At 59.9% G+C, this 20081-nt stretch carries 18 protein-coding genes; 1 reads left to right on the forward strand and 17 read right to left on the reverse strand.

Translation table 11 applies throughout. The features are described from left to right. Nucleotides 1-65: 65 nt before the first annotated feature. The 10 genes from brnQ to sdhC form a co-directional block, all read right to left on the reverse strand. Nucleotides 66-1379 (reverse strand): branched-chain amino acid transport system II carrier protein, encoded by a 1314-nt coding sequence (brnQ, locus tag NLX68_RS14040; RefSeq protein WP_010224668.1) that lies wholly within the window; start codon nucleotides 1377-1379, stop codon nucleotides 66-68. 351 nt (nucleotides 1380-1730) lie between these two features. Then, on the reverse strand, nucleotides 1731-2615 hold the full coding sequence (gene sucD, locus NLX68_RS14045) for a succinate--CoA ligase subunit alpha (protein ID WP_254284488.1): 885 nt from the start codon (nucleotides 2613-2615) through the stop codon (nucleotides 1731-1733). After that, complete coding sequence (gene sucC, locus NLX68_RS14050) at nucleotides 2615-3781, reverse strand: ADP-forming succinate--CoA ligase subunit beta (RefSeq protein ID WP_010224674.1); 1167 nt, start codon at nucleotides 3779-3781, stop codon at nucleotides 2615-2617. Before sucC ends, sucD begins: the two co-directional genes overlap by 1 nt. Nucleotides 3782-3956: 175 nt before the next feature. Then, nucleotides 3957-5393, reverse strand: a complete 1437-nt coding sequence (gene lpdA, locus NLX68_RS14055; protein WP_254284489.1) for a dihydrolipoyl dehydrogenase — start codon at nucleotides 5391-5393, stop codon at nucleotides 3957-3959. A gap of 94 nt (nucleotides 5394-5487) precedes the next feature. Continuing rightward, entirely contained in the window at nucleotides 5488-6705 is a 1218-nt protein-coding gene (gene odhB, locus NLX68_RS14060) for a 2-oxoglutarate dehydrogenase complex dihydrolipoyllysine-residue succinyltransferase (RefSeq protein ID WP_213570660.1), read from the reverse strand. Nucleotides 6706-6747: 42 nt separating this feature from the next. Then, nucleotides 6748-9579: a 2-oxoglutarate dehydrogenase E1 component gene (locus tag NLX68_RS14065; protein ID WP_254284490.1), complete on the reverse strand. Its 2832-nt coding sequence runs from the start codon at nucleotides 9577-9579 to the stop codon at nucleotides 6748-6750. A gap of 246 nt (nucleotides 9580-9825) precedes the next feature. After that, entirely contained in the window at nucleotides 9826-10530 is a 705-nt protein-coding gene (locus tag NLX68_RS14070; RefSeq protein WP_010224678.1) for a succinate dehydrogenase iron-sulfur subunit, read from the reverse strand. Between the two features lie 11 nt (nucleotides 10531-10541). Further along, nucleotides 10542-12314, reverse strand: a complete 1773-nt coding sequence (sdhA, locus tag NLX68_RS14075) for a succinate dehydrogenase flavoprotein subunit (protein WP_010224679.1) — start codon at nucleotides 12312-12314, stop codon at nucleotides 10542-10544. A 3-nt stretch (nucleotides 12315-12317) separates the two neighbouring features. Beyond that, a complete protein-coding gene (sdhD, locus tag NLX68_RS14080) occupies nucleotides 12318-12686 on the reverse strand; it encodes a succinate dehydrogenase, hydrophobic membrane anchor protein (protein ID WP_010224681.1) in 369 nt (122 codons plus the stop codon). Then, nucleotides 12680-13066: a succinate dehydrogenase, cytochrome b556 subunit gene (gene sdhC / locus NLX68_RS14085; protein WP_254284491.1), complete on the reverse strand. Its 387-nt coding sequence runs from the start codon at nucleotides 13064-13066 to the stop codon at nucleotides 12680-12682. The genes sdhD and sdhC overlap by 7 nt, the downstream gene beginning before the upstream one ends. A 350-nt stretch (nucleotides 13067-13416) precedes the next feature. On the opposite strand from sdhC, the gene gltA reads away from it, so the two are divergent. Continuing rightward, nucleotides 13417-14706, forward strand: a complete 1290-nt coding sequence (gltA, locus tag NLX68_RS14090; protein ID WP_010224685.1) for a citrate synthase — start codon at nucleotides 13417-13419, stop codon at nucleotides 14704-14706. Between the two features lie 126 nt (nucleotides 14707-14832). Here gltA and NLX68_RS14095 read toward each other — a convergent pair whose 3' ends face one another. The 7 genes from NLX68_RS14095 to NLX68_RS14125 form a co-directional block, all read right to left on the reverse strand. Further along, on the reverse strand, nucleotides 14833-15438 hold the full coding sequence (locus NLX68_RS14095; protein ID WP_254284492.1) for an START domain-containing protein: 606 nt from the start codon (nucleotides 15436-15438) through the stop codon (nucleotides 14833-14835). 32 nt (nucleotides 15439-15470) lie between these two features. Then, entirely contained in the window at nucleotides 15471-15725 is a 255-nt protein-coding gene (locus tag NLX68_RS14100) for a YkgJ family cysteine cluster protein (RefSeq protein ID WP_254284493.1), read from the reverse strand. Between the two features lie 128 nt (nucleotides 15726-15853). Then, nucleotides 15854-16171 carry a translation initiation factor 2 gene (locus NLX68_RS14105; protein WP_367949534.1) on the reverse strand — a complete coding sequence of 106 codons (318 nt, stop codon included), beginning with the start codon at nucleotides 16169-16171 and terminating at the stop codon, nucleotides 15854-15856. Nucleotides 16172-16388: 217 nt separating this feature from the next. After that, entirely contained in the window at nucleotides 16389-17834 is a 1446-nt protein-coding gene (locus NLX68_RS14110; RefSeq protein WP_010224694.1) for a PLP-dependent aminotransferase family protein, read from the reverse strand. 214 nt (nucleotides 17835-18048) lie between these two features. Then, nucleotides 18049-18858, reverse strand: coding sequence for an OmpA family protein (locus NLX68_RS14115; protein WP_254284495.1), 810 nt, complete (start codon nucleotides 18856-18858; stop codon nucleotides 18049-18051). Beyond that, nucleotides 18855-19208, reverse strand: coding sequence for a DUF4398 domain-containing protein (locus tag NLX68_RS14120; protein WP_010224697.1), 354 nt, complete (start codon nucleotides 19206-19208; stop codon nucleotides 18855-18857). Before NLX68_RS14120 ends, NLX68_RS14115 begins: the two co-directional genes overlap by 4 nt. Before the next feature lie 9 nt (nucleotides 19209-19217). Next, nucleotides 19218-20042: an ABC transporter substrate-binding protein gene (locus NLX68_RS14125; RefSeq protein ID WP_254284496.1), complete on the reverse strand. Its 825-nt coding sequence runs from the start codon at nucleotides 20040-20042 to the stop codon at nucleotides 19218-19220. Nucleotides 20043-20081 lie beyond the last annotated feature (39 nt).

The following is a 20081-nucleotide window of genomic DNA, read 5'->3' on the forward strand; positions in this document are numbered from 1 at the left end:
GCTTGGAATCTGCCGTGACGGACACCCTGTTGGCTTGTGGCCGGTGTCCGTTACATGGCTAATTCTCAGGCCAGCGCTTCGCGCGGCTTGCCCAGCATGCGGTCACACAGCACCGCAACACCCAGGGTCACCACCGAAGGCACCAGCCAGGCCAGGCCCTGCTCGCTCAGCGGCAGATGCGCCAGCACGTCCGGCAGTTTACTGGCCAGCACAGTGCCTTTGATGGCATCGATCATGCCGAACAGCAACGACACCAGCATCACTGGCGCCAGGATGCGAACTTGCGAGTTCCACAGGTCCTTGCAGAAGCTCAGACCTACCACCACGATGCACGGCGGGTAGATAGCGGTCAGCACCGGGATCGAGAACAGGATCAGCTTGGTCAGGCCCAGGTTGGAAATCAGCAGCGAGAAGGCCGCGAGGATCACCACCAGGGTGCGGTACGACAGCGGCAGCACCTGGCTGAAGTACTCGGCGCAAGCGCAGGTCAGGCCGACGGCGGTCACCAGGCAGGCCAGGGCGATCAATACGGCGAGGAAGCCGCTGCCCAGCGAGCCGAAGGTGTGCTGCACGTAGGCATGCAACACCGCTGCGCCGTTGCTGGCACCGGCAGCGATCTCATGGCTGCCGGCACCCAGGCGGAACAGGCTGATGTACACCAGGGCCAGGCCGACACCGGCGATCAGGCCGGCGATGATCGCGTAGCGGGTGATCAGCTGCGGCGACTCGACGCCGCGCGAACGGATGGCGTTGACGATGACGATACCGAACACCAGCGCACCGAGGGTATCCATGGTCAGGTAACCATTGATGAAGCCCTGGGAGAACGGCGCGGCAACATAGGCTGGCTGTGCTTCGCCGATACCACCGGCAGGCAGCATGAACGCGGCGATGCCGAGTGCGGCCAGGGCGATGATCTTCAGCGGCGCGAGGAAGCGGCCGACGGTGTCGAGCAGCTTGCCCGGGTACATGGACACCGCCAGCACCACCAGGAAGTACACCAGGCTGTAGATGAACAGGGCCAGCGGGCTTTCACCGGTCAGCGGCGCAACACCTACCTCGAAGGATACGGTGGCGGTACGCGGGGTGGCGAACAGCGGGCCTACCGACAGGTAGCACACCGCTGCCAGCAGGCCGCCGGCGACCTTGCCGATCGGGCTGCTCAGCGCATCCATGCCGCCGCCGACCTTGGCCAGGGCGATGACAGTGATGACCGGCAGGCCCACAGCAGTGATCAAGAAACCCAGCGCCGCCATCCACACGTGCGGACCGGATTGCAGACCGACGATAGGTGGGAAAATGATATTGCCCGCGCCGACGAACAAAGCGAACGTCATAAAACCAAGTGCCAGGATGTCCTGGCCTTTCAAAACTTTCATTAAGGAAATACCACACTGCTGAAATCGGGATTTAGAGAGGGATTTCCCCTTGGGTAAGGGAAATGCTGCCTGGCTGGATGAGCCAGACCCGTTTAGCGTGTCGTTCCCTTTTGGGGAGCGGGCACAAAATGAGTGCATAGGTTAACGAATTTGTCATAGAAACGCACTGATGCAGGGCTGCTTGTCCGATGTGCGAATGTACATGTCGTCTGGTTGACCGCTTTTTTGCCAGAAAGCATCGCGGGGCAAGCCCACTCCCACACGATATGTAGGAGCGGGCTTGCCCCGCGATCGTATCGGCAGAAAACAAAAAGGCCACCCGAAGGTGGCCTCTTTGTCAGCGGGCAGTGATTACTTCTTCACTTCCCAGCCAGTCAGCTCGGCCAGGGCCTTGCCGATGTCTGCCAGCGAACGCACGGTTTTCACACCAGCGTCCTGCAGCGCAGCGAATTTCTCGTCTGCAGTGCCTTTGCCGCCGGAGATGATGGCGCCAGCGTGGCCCATACGCTTGCCCGCAGGAGCGGTAACACCAGCGATGTAGGAAACCACCGGCTTGGTGACGTTGGCCTTGATGTAGGCAGCCGCTTCTTCTTCAGCCGAACCGCCGATCTCGCCGATCATGACGATCGCTTCGGTCTTCGGGTCTTCCTGGAACAGCTTCAGGATGTCGATGAAGTTGGAGCCCGGGATCGGGTCGCCACCGATACCGACGCAGGTGGACTGACCGAAACCGGCGTCAGTGGTCTGCTTGACCGCTTCGTAGGTCAGGGTGCCGGAACGCGAAACGATACCGACCTTGCCTGGCAAGTGGATGTGACCTGGCATGATGCCGATCTTGCACTCGCCCGGAGTGATGACGCCTGGGCAGTTAGGGCCGATCAGGGTAACACCCAGCTCGTCGCACTTGACCTTGGCATCGAGCATGTCCAGGGTAGGAATGCCTTCGGTGATGCAGACGATCAGCTTGATGCCGCCGAAAGCAGCTTCCAGGATCGAGTCCTTGCAGAAAGGAGCCGGAACGTAGATGACCGACGCGTCAGCGCCGGTAGCGTCTACAGCTTCTTTCACAGTGTTGAACACTGGCAGGCCCAGGTGGGTGGAACCACCCTTGCCTGGCGTTACGCCGCCGACCATCTTGGTGCCGTAGGCGATGGCCTGTTCGGAGTGGAAAGTACCTTGCGAGCCGGTGAAGCCCTGGCAGATGACTTTGGTGTCTTTATTGATCAGGACGCTCATTACTTGCCCTCCGCAGCTTTGACAACTTGTTGAGCAGCGTCGGTCAGGCTGGTTGCCGCAATGATGTTCAAACCGCTTTCTGCCAGTACTTTAGCACCCAGTTCAGCGTTGTTACCTTCCAGGCGAACAACAACCGGTACTTTAACGCCGACTTCTTTCACAGCGCCGATGATGCCTTCGGCAATCATGTCGCAGCGAACGATGCCGCCGAAGATGTTGACCAGAACGGCCGCGACATTGCTGTCGGACAGGATGATCTTGAAGGCTTCGGTAACGCGCTCTTTGGTAGCACCACCACCTACGTCGAGGAAGTTGGCTGGCTTGCCGCCGTGCAGGTTGACGATGTCCATGGTACCCATGGCCAGGCCGGCACCGTTGACCATGCAGCCGATGTTGCCTTCCAGGGCCACGTAGTTCAGCTCGAAGCTGGCAGCGTGGGCTTCACGAGGGTCGTCTTGCGACGGGTCGTGGAAGGTTTTCAGCTTAGGCTGACGGTACATGGCGTTAGCGTCGATGTTGATCTTGGCATCGAGGCAGTGCAGGTCGCCGTCGGCCTTGATGACCAGCGGGTTTACTTCCAGCAGGGCCAGGTCGTGTTCTTTGAACAGCTTGGCCAGGCCTACGAAAATCTTGGCGAACTGAGCAACTTGCTTGCCTTCCAGACCCAGCTGGAACGCCAGTTCACGACCCTGGAATGGCTGAGCGCCAACCAGTGGATCGATAGTAGCCTTGATGATCTTCTCAGGAGTTTCGTGAGCGACTTTCTCGATGTCCACGCCACCTTCGGTGGAGGCCATGAACACGATACGACGGCTCGAACGGTCGACTACAGCGCCCAGGTACAGCTCTTTGGCGATGTCAGTGCAGGATTCGACCAGGATCTTGGTCACTGGCTGACCGTTGGCGTCGGTCTGGTAGGTCACCAGACGCTTGCCCAACCACTGCGCAGCGAACGCCTTGGCGTCTTCCTTGCTGCGAACCAGCTTGACGCCGCCCGCTTTACCGCGACCACCGGCGTGGACCTGGGCTTTGACAACCCACTCGGTGCCACCGATCTTGTCGCAGGCTTCTGCGGCAGCTTCAGGGGTGTCGACTGCGAAACCCTTGGAAACTGGCAGGCCGTATTCAGCGAACAGCTGCTTACCCTGATACTCGTGAAGATTCATGCTTTTTACCGTCTTCGTTAGGTACTGCGCTTCGGCGCTGCGCCCCAAAGGAGTGCCGCGCCACCTGTGACCACTTGCCCCCGGTATGCTCCGGGAGTTCGAGTCCGGCGGACTTTCCGCGGTGAGTCATGCACGCAAGACTCACGACGGGCCACCCGCCGTGGTTTCTTATTGTTTAACGCTTCTTACGGTTGGCAACGTGAATGGCACCGCCATTCACTGCCAGCGCGGCTTCATGCAGCGCTTCGGACAGGGTCGGATGGGAGAAAACCATCATGCCCAGATCTTCGGCGCTGGTGCCGAATTCCATTGCGATTGCACCCTGCTGCACCAGTTCGGCAGCCGATGGGCCAATCACGTGTACACCCAGGACGCGGTCGGTCTTGGCATCGGCGATGACCTTGACGAAACCACCGGTGTCGTTGGCAGCCATCGCACGGCCGCTGGCCGCGAACGGGAAGGTGCCCACGTTAACCTCAACGCCTTCGGCCTTCAAGGTCTGTTCGGTTTTACCGACCCATGCGATTTCCGGGTGGGTGTAGATAACCGACGGGATCAGGTCGTAGTTCATCTGGGCTTTGTGGCCTTTGATGCGCTCGACAACCATGATGCCCTCTTCCGAGGCCTTGTGCGCCAGCATCATGCCACGAACCACGTCACCGATGGCGTAGACGCCCGGTACGCTGGTCGCGCAGTGATCGTCGACGAAGATGAACCCACGCTCGTCGATGGTCACGCCGCTGTCGGCAGCCAGCAGATCGGTGGTCACCGGACGACGGCCGACCGCAACGATCAGCTTGTCGAAGGTGATCTTCTGCTCGCCGTTGGCATCGGTGTAGGTCACTTCGACTTCAGCGCCGTTGACCTTGGAGCCGGTCACGCGAGCGCCCAGCTTGATGTCCAGACCTTGCTTGGTCAGGGTTTTCAGCGCTTCCTTGGAGACAGCGGCGTCAGCGGCCATCAGGAAGGTGTCCAGGGCTTCCAGGACGGTGACTTGCGCGCCCAGGCGAGCCCAGACCGAACCCAGTTCCAGACCGATCACACCAGCACCGATCACGCCCAGGCGCTTAGGTACCGCCTGGAATTCCAGGGCGCCGGTGGAGTCGACGATGACGTTCTGGTCGACCGGAGCCGGTGGAATGTCGATCGGACGCGAACCGGAAGCCAGAATGACGTTTTCGGCTTCGATGATTTCGGTGGTGCCGTCAGCCTTGGTGACTTCGACTTTCTTGCCAGCCAGCAGCTTGCCGTGGCCCTGGATCGAAGTTACGCCGTTGGCCTTGAACAGGGTGGCAACACCGCCGGTCAGGTTCTTGACGATGCCGGCCTTGCGGCCAACCATCGCGGCGACGTCCATCTTCACTTCACCCGTGGAGATACCGTGGACGTTGAAGCTCTCTTTGGCTTCCTTGTATTTCCAGGAGCTGTCCAGCAGCGCCTTGGAAGGAATGCAACCCACGTTCAGGCAGGTACCGCCGAGGGCCAGCTTGCCTTCGCCGTCAGTGTACTTCTCGATACAGGCAGTGCTCAGACCGAGCTGCGCGGCCTTGATAGCAGCTACGTAGCCGCCAGGACCTGCGCCAATCACTACCACGTCGAATTTCTGGGTCATAAAAGATTCCTTTTAGCTTCAAGCCACAAGCTGCAAGCGGCAAGGCGACCGGCTTGCATAGGAAGCCTGTCGCTTGCAACTTGCAGCTTTTCTATTAGATGTCCAGCAGCAGACGAGCCGGGTCTTCCAGCAGGTTCTTGATGGTCACCAGGAAGGTCACGGCTTCTTTACCGTCGATCAGACGGTGGTCGTAGGACAGCGCCAAGTACATCATCGGACGGATCACGACCTGACCGTTAACGGCCATAGGACGCTGGATGATGTTGTGCATGCCCAGAATCGCAGCCTGCGGCGGGTTGACGATCGGGGTCGACATCATCGAACCAAAGGTACCACCGTTGGTGATGGTGAAAGTACCACCGGTCATTTCGTCGATCGACAGTTTGCCGTCACGGGCTTTCTTGCCGAAGGTGGCGATGCCGTTCTCGATCTCAGCCAGGCTCATTTGCTCGGCGTTGCGCAGAACCGGTACCACCAGGCCGCGGTCGCTGGATACGGCAACGCCGATGTCCGCATAACCGTGGTAGACGATGTCGGAACCGTCGATCGAGGCGTTGACGGCCGGGAAGCGTTTCAGCGCTTCGGTGGCCGCCTTGACGAAGAACGACATGAAGCCCAGGCGTACGCCGTTGTGGGTCTTCTCGAACAGGTCCTTGTACTTCGAACGCAGGGCCATGACTTCGGTCATGTCGACTTCGTTGAAGGTGGTCAGCATGGCCATGTTCGACTGTGCTTCTACCAGGCGCTTGGCCACGGTAGCGCGCACGCGAGTCATCGGCACGCGCTTCTCGGTACGATCGCCAGTGGCGACAACCGGGGCAGCGGCGGCGGCTGGCTTGGCGGCAGGAGCGGCAGCCGGAGCGGATTTCTTCGCTTCGATGGCAGCAACCACGTCTTCCTTGGTGATGCGACCGTCTTTGCCGGTGCCCTTGATGCTGTTCAGGGCAATGCCGTTTTCTTCGGCCAGCTTGCGGGCAGCCGGAGCGCCGATGGCGTCTTCGTCGCCAGCAGCGGCGGCGGCAGGAGCAGCGGCGGCAGGCGCGGCAGCAGCGGCAGGTGCTGCGGCAGCAACGCCACCTTCTACGATCGAGCCCAGGACTTCGTCGGACAGGACGGTGTCGCCCTCGCCCTTGACGATTGCACCCAGTACGCCGTCAGCGGTAGCCAGTACTTCCAGGACAACCTTGTCGGTTTCGATGTCGACGATCAGCTCGTCACGCTTGACGGCTTCGCCCGGCTGCTTGTGCCAGGTGGCAACGGTGCCATCGGCAACCGATTCCGGGAAAGTAGGGGCTTTGATCTCGATAGCCATTATCAGTGGTTCCTTAAATTCGGTTTCTGGTGCGCGATGGCATTAAACGGTGAAGGCATCTTGCAGCAGTTTTTCCTGCTGCTCGGCGTGCATCGAAGCGTAACCACAGGCAGGTGCTGCCGAAGCATCGCGACCGGCGTACTCGAGGACCAGGTCCTTTTTGTGACGGGTCAGGATACGACGCATGTGGTGCTGGCTGCTGTACCAGGCGCCCTGGTTCATCGGTTCTTCCTGACACCACACCACATCCTTGAGATTGGTGTACGGCGCGAGGATTTCGACCAGGTCGTCTTCAGGGAACGGATACAGCTGCTCGATACGCACGACGGCGATATCTTCGCGGCCTTCGGCACGGCGTTTTTCCAGCAGATCGTAGTAGACCTTGCCGCTGCACAGGACCAGGCGCGTGACATTTTTCGGATCGAGGGTATCGATTTCCGGGATCACGGTCTGGAACGAGCCTTCGGCCAGTTCTTCCAAGGTCGAGATGGCCAGCTTGTGGCGCAGCAGCGACTTTGGTGTCAGCACGATCAGCGGCTTGCGCAGCGGACGGATGACCTGACGACGCAGCAGGTGGTAGATCTGAGCCGGCGTGGTCGGTACGCAAACCTGGACGTTGTGCTCGGCGCACAGCTGCAGGTAACGCTCCAGACGTGCCGAGGAGTGCTCAGGCCCCTGCCCTTCATAACCGTGTGGCAGCAGCATGGTCAGACCGCACAGACGGCCCCACTTGTGCTCGCCGCTGGTGATGAACTGGTCGACAACCACCTGGGCACCGTTGGCGAAGTCGCCGAACTGGGCTTCCCAGATCACCAGCGCGTTTGGCTGGGTGGTCGAGTAACCGTATTCGAATGCCAGGACCGCTTCTTCGGACAGGAACGAATCGTACAGGTCGAAACGTGGCTGGCCTTCATAGAGGTTCTGCAACGGGATGTAGGTGCTGGCGTCCTTCTGGTTGTGCAACACCGCATGGCGGTGAGAGAAGGTGCCGCGGCCGATATCCTGACCCGTCATGCGAATCGGGTGACCTTCGAACGCGAGGGTGGCGTAGGCCATGGTTTCGGCGTAGCCCCAGTTGATCGGCAAGCCACCGGCTTGCATCTTCTGGCGGTCTTCGTAGATCTTCGAAACCTGACGCTGAACCACGAAGCCTTCCGGCAGTTCCAGCAGCTTGGCCGACAGTTCCTGCAGGGTCTTCAGATCGAAGCGGGTGTCGTGACGCGCGGTCCAGGCGTGGCCCAGGTACGGACGCCAGTCAACGAACAGTTCCTTGTTCGGCTCTTTGACCAGGCTTTTTACGACGTGCAGGCCGTTGTCCAGCGCATTGCGGTACTCGTCGACCTTGGCCTGGACGCGCTCGGCGTCAAGACGACCCGACTGGGTCAGGGCTTCGGCGTACAGCTCGCGGGTGGTGCGCTGCTTGGTGATCTGCTGGTACATCAGCGGCTGGGTGCCGTTCGGCTCGTCGGCCTCGTTGTGGCCGCGACGACGGTAGCAGACCAGGTCGATGACCACGTCACGCTTGAACTGCATGCGGTAATCAACCGCCAGCTGGGTCACGAACAGCACCGCTTCCGGATCATCACCGTTGACGTGCAGGATCGGCGCCTGAATCATCTTGGCGACGTCGGTGCAGTACTCGGTGGAACGCGAGTCCAGCGGGTTGCTGATGGTGAAACCAACCTGGTTGTTGATCACGATGTGCACGGTACCGCCGGTCTTGAAACCGCGGGTCTGCGACATCTGGAAGGTTTCCATGACCACGCCTTGACCGGCGAATGCCGCGTCACCGTGGATGGAAATCGGCAGTACCTTGTCGCCAACGGTGTCGTTGCGACGGTCCTGACGGGCACGTACCGAACCTTCAACCACTGGCGAGACGATTTCCAGGTGCGAAGGGTTGAACGCCATGGCCAGGTGAACTTCGCCACCGGCGGTCATCACGTTGGACGAGAAGCCCTGGTGGTACTTCACGTCACCGGAACCCAGCTCGACCTTCTTCTTGCCTTCGAACTCGTCGAACAGGTCGCGCGGGTTCTTGCCGAAGGTGTTGACCAGTACGTTCAGACGGCCACGGTGGGCCATGCCGATGACAACTTCCTTGGTGCCGTAGGAACCGGAGCGTTGAATCAGCTCGTCCAGCATCGGAATCAGGCTCTCGCCGCCTTCCAGGCCGAAACGCTTGGTGCCCGGGTATTTGGTACCCAGGTATTTTTCCAGACCCTCAGCGGCGGTGACGCGCTCGAGCAGGTGGCTCTGAATATCCGCGGAGAAGACTGGACGCCCACGCACGCTCTCCAGACGCTGCTGGAACCAGCTGCGCTGCTCGGAGTCGACGATGTGGGTGAATTCGGCGCCAATGGTGCGGCAATATGTCTGCTGCAAAGCGTCGAAGATTTCGCGTAGGCTCGCTTCCTCTTTGCCGATGAACAGGTCGCCGGCACGGAAGGTCGTATCAAGATCGGCATTGGTCAAGCCGTAATGATTGATCGACAGGTCTACTGGCGCAGGGCGCTGCCACAACCCCAGGGGGTCGAGCTTAGCAGCTTGGTGGCCGCGCATACGGTAGGCCTGGATCAGTCGCAGAACTTCAACCTGCTTCTTCTCGTGTTCACTGCTCACGCTGCCGGCGGAAACCGGTTGGGCGCGGCGCTGGTTCTTTGCCAGCAGTACGAAATGGTCGCGGATTGTAGAGTGCGATACATCGGTAGCGGTGCTGCCTTCGGCGGGCAACTTCTGGAAGTAAGTGCGCCACTCTTCTGGCACAGCGTTAGGGTCGTGCAGGTAAAGCTCGTAGAGCTCTTCCACATATGCAGCGTTACCACCTGAAAGGTGGGCGCTATCCCACATGCGCTGCATCACGCTTTCTTGCATGCTTGGTCACCCTCGGTTAGGGGACGGATCGGCAAGAGCCACAGCACGCCTGGAAAAGTCCTAATGCAGCGACCCAACCAAGCCACCAAGGATCCTACAGATTTTCCGGGTACCAGCCCGGAAGCCCCTGCTGGTCTCATATCTTCATAGGTAAAAGCTTGGGCTTTGTGGGCCCCAGCTCGGGTTTCACCTTGGTGCGGGCAACGGCCCGCACCTTGGCGTACTACGGGTACAACACTTTTAAAATCAGGTACCGCTTTGCAGCAGCATGTTACGTACGTGACCGATGGCCTTGGTCGGGTTCAGACCTTTAGGGCAAACGTTCACGCAGTTCATGATGCCGCGGCAACGGAACACGCTGAACGGGTCATCCAGCGAAGCCAGACGCTCCTGGGTCTTGGTGTCACGGCTGTCGGCCAGGAAACGATAGGCCTGCAGCAGTGCAGCTGGACCGAGGAACTTGTCCGGGTTCCACCAGAACGACGGGCAGGAAGTCGAGCAGCAAGCGCACAGGATGCACTCGTACAGACCGTCCAACTTTTCACGCTCTTCCGGCGACTGCAGGCGCTCGATGGCCGGAGCCGGGGTGTCGTTCTGCAGGAATGGCTTCACCTTCTCGTACTGCTTGTAGAAGATGCTCATATCGACGACCAGGTCACGAATGACCGGCAATCCAGGCAAAGGGCGGACGATCAGCTTGTTGCGCTTGACCACGGCCGAAAGCGGCGTGATGCAGGCCAGACCGTTCTTGCCGTTGATGTTCATGCCATCGGAACCGCAAACACCTTCACGGCAGGAGCGACGATACGAGAAACCTTCGTCCTGCTCTTTGATCAGTGCCAATACATCGAGAACCATCAGGTCCTTGCCGCCGGTATCGACCTGGAACACCTGCATCTTGGGTGCCGAGTCGGTATCGGGGTTGTAACGATAAACTTCGACTTGCAACATTGTGGCCACCCTTAGTAAGTCCGGACTTTAGGCTCGAACGCCGGAACGGTTTTCGGCGCGAAGTTGACGGCGCGCTTGGCGACGCGCTTCTCACCCGGGAAGTACAGGGTGTGGCACAGCCAGTTTTCGTCGTCACGGTCTTCGAAGTCTTCACGGGCGTGCGCACCGCGGGACTCTTTACGGACTTCTGCAGCGATTGCAGTGGCTTCAGCGACTTCCAGCAGGTTCTGCAGCTCCAGCGCTTCGATACGCGCGGTGTTGAAGGCCTGGGACTTGTCGTTGATCTTGACGTTGGCGATACGCTCGCGCAGGCCAGCCAGCTGCTCGATACCCTTCTGCATGTATTCGCCAGTGCGGAATACACCGAAGTAGTTCTGCATGCAGCTCTGCAGCTCGCGACGCAGAGTAGCCACGTCTTCACCGGTGTTGCGCTCGTTGAGCTTGTTCAGGCGGCTCAGGGCAACATCGATGTCGGTGTCGCTGGCGTCGAGGTATTCGATACCGTCGCTCAGCGCTTTTTCCAGGTGCAGGCCGGCAGCACGACCGAAGACCACCAGGTCGAGCAGCGAGTTGCCGCCCAGGCGGTTGGCACCGTGAACCGATACGCACGCCACTTCACCGACCGCGAACAGACCCGGGATGATGTGATCAACGCCATCGGCGTCCTGGGTCATCGCCTGACCATGGATGTTGGTGGCAACGCCGCCCATCATGTAGTGGCAGGTTGGGACAACAGGAACCGGCGCGACCACAGGGTCGACGTGAGCGAAGGTCTTGGACAGTTCACAGATACCTGGCAGGCGGCTGTGCAGTACTTCTTCACCCAGGTGGTCAAGCTTGAGCATCACGTGGTCGCCGTTAGGGCCACAGCCGTTGCCGGCGATGATCTCTTTAACCATGGAACGGGCCACAACGTCACGACCAGCAAGGTCTTTGGCGTTAGGCGCGTAACGTTCCATGAAACGCTCGCCGTGCTTGTTGATCAGGTAACCGCCTTCACCACGGCAACCTTCAGTGACCAGTACACCAGCGCCGGCGATGCCGGTCGGGTGGAACTGCCACATCTCGATATCCTGGACCGGAACGCCTGCACGCAGGGCCATGCCGATACCGTCACCGGTGTTGATCAGGGCATTGGTGGTGGAGGAGTAGATACGGCCTGCACCGCCAGTGGCCAGAACGGTGGCCTTGGCCTTGATGTACAGGGTTTCGCCGGTTTCGATGCAGATTGCAATCACACCGACGAACGCGCCTTCCTGGTTCTTCACCAGGTCAACTGCGTAGTACTCGTTGAGGAAGGTGGTGCCTGCCTTCAAGTTGCCCTGGTACAGGGTGTGCAGCAGCGCGTGACCGGTACGGTCGGAAGCGGCGCAGGTACGGGCGGCCTGGCCACCTTTACCGAAGTCCTTGGACTGACCGCCGAACGGACGCTGGTAGATACGGCCTTGTTCGGTACGCGAGAACGGCAGACCCATGTGGTCCAGCTCGAACACGGCAGCAGGGCCTTCCTGACACATGTATTCGATAGCGTCCTGGTCACCGATGTAGTCGGAACCCTTGACGGTATCGTACATGTGCCAGCGCCAGTCATCGTTCGGGTCGGCCGAAGCGATGGCGCAGGTGATGCCACCCTGGGCCGATACAGTGTGCGAACGGGTCGGGAAGACCTTGGTGATCACGGCAGTCTTGTGACCGCCTTGGGCCAGCTGCAGCGCAGCGCGCATGCCGGCACCGCCGCCACCAATGATGATGGCGTCGAATGTAATCGTAGGAATGTTAGCCATGAATCAGATACCCCAGAGAATCTGCACACCCCAGACGAAGTACGCGAACATCGCGACACCACATACCGCCTGGAACAGGAAACGTACGGCAGTCGCCGACTTGCCCAGCGCCATCGGCGTCAGGTAGTCGGTGGCAATGGTCCACATGCCGACCCAGGCGTGAGCGCCCAGGGCCACAAGGGCCAGCAGACTGAAGATACGCATCGCGTTGTTGGAGAACAGAGCGTGCCACTGGGCAAACTCGATGCCCGGGTGCGCGATCAGGTATCCGATCAGGAAAATGAAATAAGCCGCGAGAACGACCGCAGAAACGCGCTGCGCCATCCAGTCATAGAGGCCCGAACGCGAGAGGTTCGTGACGTTGGTTACCATATCCAAACTCCTGCCAGCACAATCAACACCACGGAAACGGCGATGATAATTTTCGAGCCCAGTCGGCCGCCTTCCAGCGTTTCACCGATGCCCATATCCATGATCAAGTGGCGCACACCGGCTACCAAGTGATACAGCAAGGCGGACAGGAGGCCCCATGCCACGAACTTGGCCAGCGGACTGGTCAAGCATGCCTTCACCTCGGCGAAACCTTCCTCCGAACCCAGGGATTTGCCCAATGCATAAAGCATGAAGCCAAGGCCCAGGAAGAGGATGATGCCGGAAACACGGTGAAGAAATGACGTAACGCCGGTAATGGGGAGTTTGATGGTCCTTAGGTCTAGGTTTACAGGTCGTTGGCTTTTCACGGCTTTTTTCACACTGAAGAGCCCCTAGCAAGCAGGGCAAAGTTGTTGGTAAGTGTACTGGTCAGGTACCCACCACCCAGGGAGTGACGACCCCAGCAACACGGGCTTGCAAGCCCCTGGCGGTCGGGGGCCGATTATAGACAGTTAGGCTACTAATGACAACGCAGACACCTAGCCCAAATAGCGCATTGCCTTTAATGAGCAAAAGGCGTAAACGGGCGGTAATTTCGAGGAAAAACAGCGCCCAAAGCCCTTTACAACCGTGCTTTAGGCAAATTGACATTCGAATTTATCTCACTATAGTGGTGCGGGCCCTGCGTGGGGGGTCTGTCTGATGATTTCAAGCATTAATAGGAGGCCACATGGCTGACAAAAAAGCGCAGTTGGTCATCGAGGGCGCAGCCCCCGTCGAGCTGCCCATTTTAACCGGCACCGTTGGTCCCGATGTTATCGACGTTAGAGGGTTGGGGGCCACGGGTCACTTCACTTTCGACCCTGGTTTCATGGCGACCGCATCCTGCGAGTCGAAGATCACTTATATCGACGGCGACAAGGGTATCCTGCTGCATCGCGGCTACCCGATCGAACAGCTGGCCGAAAAATCCGACTACCTCGAGACCTGCTACCTGCTGCTCAACGGCGAACTGCCGAATGCCGAGCAGAAGGCCCAGTTCGTCAGCACCGTGAAGAACCACACCATGGTGCACGAGCAGTTGAAGTCCTTCTTCAACGGCTTCCGCCGCGACGCTCACCCGATGGCCGTCATGTGCGGCGTGGTGGGTGCCCTGTCGGCGTTCTACCACGACTCGCTGGACATCAATAACCCGCAGCACCGCGAAATTTCCGCGGTCCGCCTGGTCGCCAAGATGCCGACCCTGGCGGCGATGGTGTACAAGTACTCCATGGGCCAGCCCATGATGTACCCGCGCAACGACCTGTCGTACGCGGAAAACTTCCTGCACATGATGTTCAACACCCCGTGCGAGATCAAACCGATCAGCCCGGTACTGGCCAAGGCAATGGACCGGATCTTCATCCTCCACGCCGACCACGAGCAGAACGCCTCGACTTCTACCGTCCGTCTGGCCGGTTCCTCGGGCGCCAACCCGTTCGCCTGTATCGCCGCCGGTATCGCTGCACTGTGGGGCCCTGCCCACGGCGGTGCCAACGAAGCGGTACTGACCATGCTCGATGAAATCGGCGATGTCTCGAACATCGACAAGTTCATCGCCAAGGCCAAGGACAAGAACGATCCGTTCAAGCTGATGGGCTTCGGTCACCGCGTTTACAAGAACCGCGACCCGCGCGCCACCGTGATGAAACAGACCTGCGACGAAGTCCTGCGCGAGCTGGGCATCAAGAACGACCCGCAGCTGGAACTGGCCATGCGCCTGGAAGAGATCGCCCTCACCGATCCTTACTTCATCGAGCGCTCGCTGTACCCGAACGTCGACTTCTACTCGGGGATCATCCTCAAGGCGATCGGCATTCCAACCAGCATGTTCACCGTGATCTTCGCCCTGGCGCGGACCGTCGGCTGGATTTCGCACTGGAAAGAAATGCTCTCCAGCCCGTACAAGATCGGCCGCCCTCGCCAGCTGTACACCGGCTACGAGTCGCGCGACATCGTCAAGCTGGAAGACCGCAAGTAAGCCTTTGGGCCGAACACGAAAAAAGGCTGCCTTCGGGCAGCCTTTTTTATTGGGTCGGGGGAATTTATCGCGGGGCAAGCCCGCTCCTACAGATCCGTAGGAGCGGGCTTGCCCCGCGATCTGTACTTACGGCTTCTCAGCCTTCGCCTTCAATGCCTTCAAGGTATTGAACGGCGCATCCACCACAAACTTGTTGGCCACCATCGACGGCACGCTGCCGCCCGGCTCGGTATGCACCTGGTAAGTTACCTCAGTGCCACCATCTTTTGGCTGCAGCTTCCAGAAACCATCAACCTTGGCCACCCGCACGAAGCCCTTCTCTTCCGGCAAGTACTTCGGAACGCCTTCAAGCTTGCGGGTCAGGCTGCCATCAGCGGCCTGAGTCGTGGTGACGTGCAGGATCGAATCACGCGGGGTGACCGGCCACGGGGTGTTGAACTGGGTGTAGGTCCAGTTCTGCTCACCCTCGGCTTTCAGCAGCTTTTGCGACTTGCACTCATGAATCCAGGCACAGGCAGCGACGACATCCTCCTGCAACGCCCTGACCTTCTCCAGCGGCGCCTTAATGAAGGTTATGCCGCGATAGGCCTTGTAATCGGAACCGGCAACCTCGCTGAGCTCGACCTTGATCCCGTCCTCGTTCTTGGCCTGCTTCCAGTCCTCGGCATGGGCCAGCGGCACCAGTACCGCGCCAAGCCCCAACACCAGTGCCACGTGTTTAAACGATCCCATTCTCTTGTTCCTTATTGTCGAAGATCCGCGCTTCAAGCTGCCGTCATTTGCTCCAGCCACCCCAGGATCCTGATTGCCTCATCGCGGTCATTGCCGCAGATCTCGGCCTCTGCCTTGAAACCACCGCACACCGCCGGACGCTCGGGCATGCCGAACAAGCCACAGAGATTGGCAACCGACAGGTGCAGGCAGCGCTCGCCGGCAGGCTTGCCCTTGGGCATACCCGGTATCGGCGAGCTGATGGAGGGCGCGATGCAGCAGGCGCCACAACCTTCACGGCAGTTCATGACAACAGAATCCTCGGAGTAACAAATGATGAGTGAACCCGGATAGTAACCGCTTAAACAGGTGTTTAAAATTGCTGGCAGGATGAAATATCAATTGCAAATGCGATGACCGAACAGTCAGTGTCGCCCTACTGCTTGAACTCGAACTCGATCGCTGCACCCTCGACATCCTTGCGGCTTTCGTTACGCAGCTGCAGCTGCATTTCGTTGCTGATCAGCCGGCCATTGAGCTGGAAGGGGCTATCGGACGGGGGCTTTTCGCCAAACAGATAGGGCAACAGCGGCTTGGGCAGAGGCGCCTGTTCCTGGGTATCGGGCTTGAGCTCCTTGACCATGCCGGAGGGCAGGCTCAGGTCCAGCTTGGCCTTGGGCAATGGCTGTGGTGCCGCTTTGGCGTTCTTGCGCACGCTGCGCTGGGCGGCCTTGGCAGTCGCCTTCTTTCTCACCGGCGCCGCTTTCACCTGCTTTGGCTTGGCGGCAGGCTTGACGCTTTTCGTTGCAGGGGCTTTGTTTGCCGGCGCGGTTTCAGCCACGGCTACCGAGGTACAGGCCAACCCACCCAGCAAACACAGGGACAACCCGATACTACGCAACACTTTCATAGGCACCGACGACTATCCCTGAAAATGCTTATGCTCCCCGTTCCTGACACGACTGGCAAGTCTAGAAAAAAGCGCCCGAGGCAGATTCTTGGCATAACTGGCTGGCCAACATACCCAAGGTCATTACCGCCCGCTCCGCCTCGCGGTTCCACGGGATGCCGCAGTTCAGGCGAATGCAGTGGTTGAACTGCTCGGTGTTACTGAAGATCAACCCCGGCGCAATACTGATGCCCTGCTGCAGCGCACGTACATGCAACTCCTGGGTGTTGACCCGCCCCGGCAAGCTGACCCAGAGGATGAAGCCGCCGGTGGGCCGGGTCATCTGCGTACCTTCAGGAAAGTGCTGCTGCACCGCCAACTGATAAGCACTGAGATTCTTCCGATACTCCTGACGGATGTAGCGCAAATGCCGATCGTAGCCGCCGTTCTCCAGATAGGACGCCACCCCCATCTGGGTCACGCTGCAGGCCGAATGGGTGGTAAAGGTCTGCAAGCGCTGGATTTCTGCCTGGTACTTGCCGGCAACCATCCAACCAATACGCACCCCTGGCGACAGGGTCTTGGAGAAACTCGAACAATAGATCACCCGCCCTAGCCGGTCGAAGGCCTTGAGGGACTTGGTCTTGCCTTGCTCGAACATCAGCTCGCCGTAGATATCGTCCTCGACGATCTGAATATCGAAGTCCGAGGCCAGGCGCAGCAACTGCTTCTGCCGGTCTTCCGGGATGGTGCCGCCCAGCGGGTTGCTCAGGCGCGCGGTCAACACCAGCGCCTTGATCGACCACTGGTTGGCGGCCAGCTGCAAGGCCTCAAGACTGATGCCGGTGGACGGATCACTGGGAATTTCGATGACTTTCAGGCCGAGCAAATCGGCCAGTTGCAGCAAGCCGTAGTAAGTCGGCGATTCGGCGGCGATCAGGTCACCCGGGCGGGTCAGCACCCGTAGCGACATCTGCAGGGCATCGACGCAGCCATGGGTGACCACTACTTCACTGGGGTCGACCACCACACCGGCATCGCGCATGCGAATGGCGATCTGCCGACGCAGGGGCTCAAAGCCCGGGCTGAACATGTAGCTGAAGGCCCGTGGGCTATGAAAGCGGGTGACCTTGGCCAACTGCTGGTGCAGCGCCCGCACCGGCAGGTAATCGACATGGGGTACCGCCGCGCCAAAAGGGAACACCCCGTCGCGCCGAGCCTCGGTCAGCACCTGCTGGATGATGCTGCTGCGCGTGACCAGACCGGGGCGCTCGACCCGGGCGATATCCGGCGTCTGCGCGGTCAGTGCCGGGGTCTGGTGCACATAGTAGCCGGACTGCGGCCGCGCGCGGATCAGGCCCTGGTCTTCGAGGTTGGCGTAGGCCTGGAGCACCGTGGCATGGCTGACATTGAGCTGCGAGCTCATCTTGCGCACCGACGGCACGCGCTCCCCTGGCTGATACACACCGCGGCGAATATCTTCGGCCAGTTGCTGGGCGATGCGCTGATAAAGCAGCAGGTTGGTCATGATCAGATCTCGACACGCAGGCAATGTAGTTGTTTTTGTACGGCTGTTTTGAGCAAGAATACCGGAACAGTTGCGAAGTGTACTGGGACAGATTGCAGAATAGTCGACAATACAGTTGCGTGACAGAGGCTGGCGTGTGCCATTTGTCACAACCAGGCGATCGCCCATAAAAAAACCCGGAGCTGTGCGGCCTCCGGGTTTCTTCATCTATTACTCAGCGTGCGGCGCCGAGCTTGCCTTTTTCGTCGGAGAAGACGATCTCGACCCGACGGTTCTGCGCCCTGCCCCGCTCCGAGGCGTTAGCCTCGACCGGATACTGGTCGCCGTACCCTTCGACCTGGATGCGTTTTTCATCGACACCCAGATCGATCAGCATGTCGGCCACTGCCTGAGCCCGATCACGGGAGAGCTTGAGATTGTCTTCCGGCGCACCGGTACTGTCGGTGTAGCCCTCGATACGCACGACCCGCTTGGGGTTGAGCTGGAGGAACTGCACCAGCTTGAGCACGGTACGGCTGGCGGAGTTCTTCAGCTCCGCATGGCCAGTATCGAACAGCACGTCGCCCAGGGTCATGACCAGGCCGCGATCACTCTGCTCGGTGGCCAGGCTGACAATCTGCGCCTCCAGCCACTTGCCCTGCTGCTGCACGCTGGCAAGCTTGGCTTCGCGCAGGGCCAGCTGCAGGCGCTGACGCTCGAGCTCAAGCTTGGCCAGACGTTCCTGATTGAGCACCAGGTTGCTGTGCTCACGGGCGATGTCGCTGTAGCGCTGGCTCAAGTAAGCGTAATGACGCACATCGGCACCAGTGCCCAGATAACTGGACAGGCGCTCGGCACGGGCCAGGGATTCACCGGCACGAATCACGTCACGCGGCGCGCTGCGCAATACGTCGGAATCGTCCTTGACCGTCTGAAACTTGGCCGTAGCCTCATCCAGCGCCACTTCGCTGCGCTGGCTGGCACAACCCTGCAAGCCCACCACGCCGAGCAACAACAGTGCCACCAAAGGTTTGATCGAACTCACCGCTGCTCCCCCAACTGTTTACGCAGGCGATTGACCCGCGACTGCAGCAAGTCCAGCTGCTCCTTGCTCTTGACCGTCAGCACCCGCGCCTCGGCCAGGCGCGCATCGAGCTCGGCCTGCTCGGCGCGCATGCGCGCGTCGCGATAGGATTCACTGGTCATGTTGGAACGAGCCCGGGCCAGTTTGTCTTCAGCCAGCTTCAGCTCGGCCACTTCATCGGTGGCACCGACCGCCTTGGCCTGCTCCAGCGCCTGCTCGGACAAGCGCAGCTGTTCATTGGGGGCCGGGTCATTGGCGCACCCGGCCAGGGCCAGCAACGCCAAAACGGCGAATAGTGAATGAGTTCTCACGCAATCTTCCTACTGTTTAGGGGCATCCAGCGGCGCCTGCATCTGCGCTTTCCAGCGTTCGACATTACGTTGCAGTACCGCCTGGGACACGCCGGAGGCCGGCAATTCTGTCAGTTTTTTTGCCAGTTGTCCGCGCAACCAAGCGTCATTGCACGCCGAATTATGCGACAGCGCCAGGTACAACCCCGGACGATCCAGGGGCAAGCCGCGGGCAATCAACTCGTTGCTCATGCCCAGGGTCTGAGCCATGGCCATGCCGGCGTAGCGGCCGGCCAGCACATAGTCGACCTGGCCGAGCAGCAGTTTCTGGAAGGCCTGGGTCAGGTTCTGTGCCGGCGCAAGCTGCAACTGGCTCCTGGCATAGGCGGCAAATTCGGGTGTCGTCCGCGCCTTTTCCGAGACGCTGCCCTGATGCTCATGCAAATCAGCCAGGGTGTTGTACACCAGCGTCGAATCGTGGCGGGTCCAGACTACATATTCATTGTTCAGCAACGCGGGGTGAACATAGTCGACCGTGGTCAGCTCGGCCACCGCGAAGGGTGAGTCGATCAGCAGGTCGACACGCCCGCTGCGCACCTCTTCCAGCGCCTGGCTGCGGCTGCCGCTGTCGAGGACTTCGACTTTAAGCCCCAACTCGCTGGCGACCTGCTTGAACAAATCAACGTTGGCACCCATCAAGTGCTTGGGATCTTGCGGGTCGCGCCACGAATAAGGCGGGGCATCGGGGCTGCCGGTGACCACCAGCCGCTCGCACTTACCCACCGCCCAGGCTTGCAACGGCATCAACACCGCAGCGAACACCAGCGCCGTGTTTATCCGGCAACGCCTTCCCATGCAACGACTCCCTGATCTTTTTACCCCGAATGAAAAAGC

Source organism: Pseudomonas sp. SBB6, from assembly GCF_024213215.1.
GTDB lineage: Bacteria > Pseudomonadota > Gammaproteobacteria > Pseudomonadales > Pseudomonadaceae > Aquipseudomonas > Aquipseudomonas donghuensis.

What these genes read in the sequence shown, in the direction of transcription:
- brnQ (WP_010224668.1), bottom strand. Translation starts at nt 1,379, where the DNA reads ATGAAAGTTTTGAAAGGCCAGGACATCCTGGCACTTGGTTTTATGACG.
- sucD (WP_254284488.1), bottom strand. Translation starts at nt 2,615, where the DNA reads ATGAGCGTCCTGATCAATAAAGACACCAAAGTCATCTGCCAGGGCTTC.
- sucC (WP_010224674.1), bottom strand. Translation starts at nt 3,781, where the DNA reads ATGAATCTTCACGAGTATCAGGGTAAGCAGCTGTTCGCTGAATACGGC.
- lpdA (WP_254284489.1), bottom strand. Translation starts at nt 5,393, where the DNA reads ATGACCCAGAAATTCGACGTGGTAGTGATTGGCGCAGGTCCTGGCGGC.
- odhB (WP_213570660.1), bottom strand. Translation starts at nt 6,705, where the DNA reads ATGGCTATCGAGATCAAAGCCCCTACTTTCCCGGAATCGGTTGCCGAT.
- NLX68_RS14065 (WP_254284490.1), bottom strand. Translation starts at nt 9,579, where the DNA reads ATGCAAGAAAGCGTGATGCAGCGCATGTGGGATAGCGCCCACCTTTCA.
- NLX68_RS14070 (WP_010224678.1), bottom strand. Translation starts at nt 10,530, where the DNA reads ATGTTGCAAGTCGAAGTTTATCGTTACAACCCCGATACCGACTCGGCA.
- sdhA (WP_010224679.1), bottom strand. Translation starts at nt 12,314, where the DNA reads ATGGCTAACATTCCTACGATTACATTCGACGCCATCATCATTGGTGGC.
- sdhD (WP_010224681.1), bottom strand. Translation starts at nt 12,686, where the DNA reads ATGGTAACCAACGTCACGAACCTCTCGCGTTCGGGCCTCTATGACTGG.
- gltA (WP_010224685.1), top strand. Translation starts at nt 13,417, where the DNA reads ATGGCTGACAAAAAAGCGCAGTTGGTCATCGAGGGCGCAGCCCCCGTC.
- NLX68_RS14095 (WP_254284492.1), bottom strand. Translation starts at nt 15,438, where the DNA reads ATGGGATCGTTTAAACACGTGGCACTGGTGTTGGGGCTTGGCGCGGTA.
- NLX68_RS14100 (WP_254284493.1), bottom strand. Translation starts at nt 15,725, where the DNA reads ATGAACTGCCGTGAAGGTTGTGGCGCCTGCTGCATCGCGCCCTCCATC.
- NLX68_RS14110 (WP_010224694.1), bottom strand. Translation starts at nt 17,834, where the DNA reads ATGACCAACCTGCTGCTTTATCAGCGCATCGCCCAGCAACTGGCCGAA.
- NLX68_RS14125 (WP_254284496.1), bottom strand. Translation starts at nt 20,042, where the DNA reads ATGGGAAGGCGTTGCCGGATAAACACGGCGCTGGTGTTCGCTGCGGTG.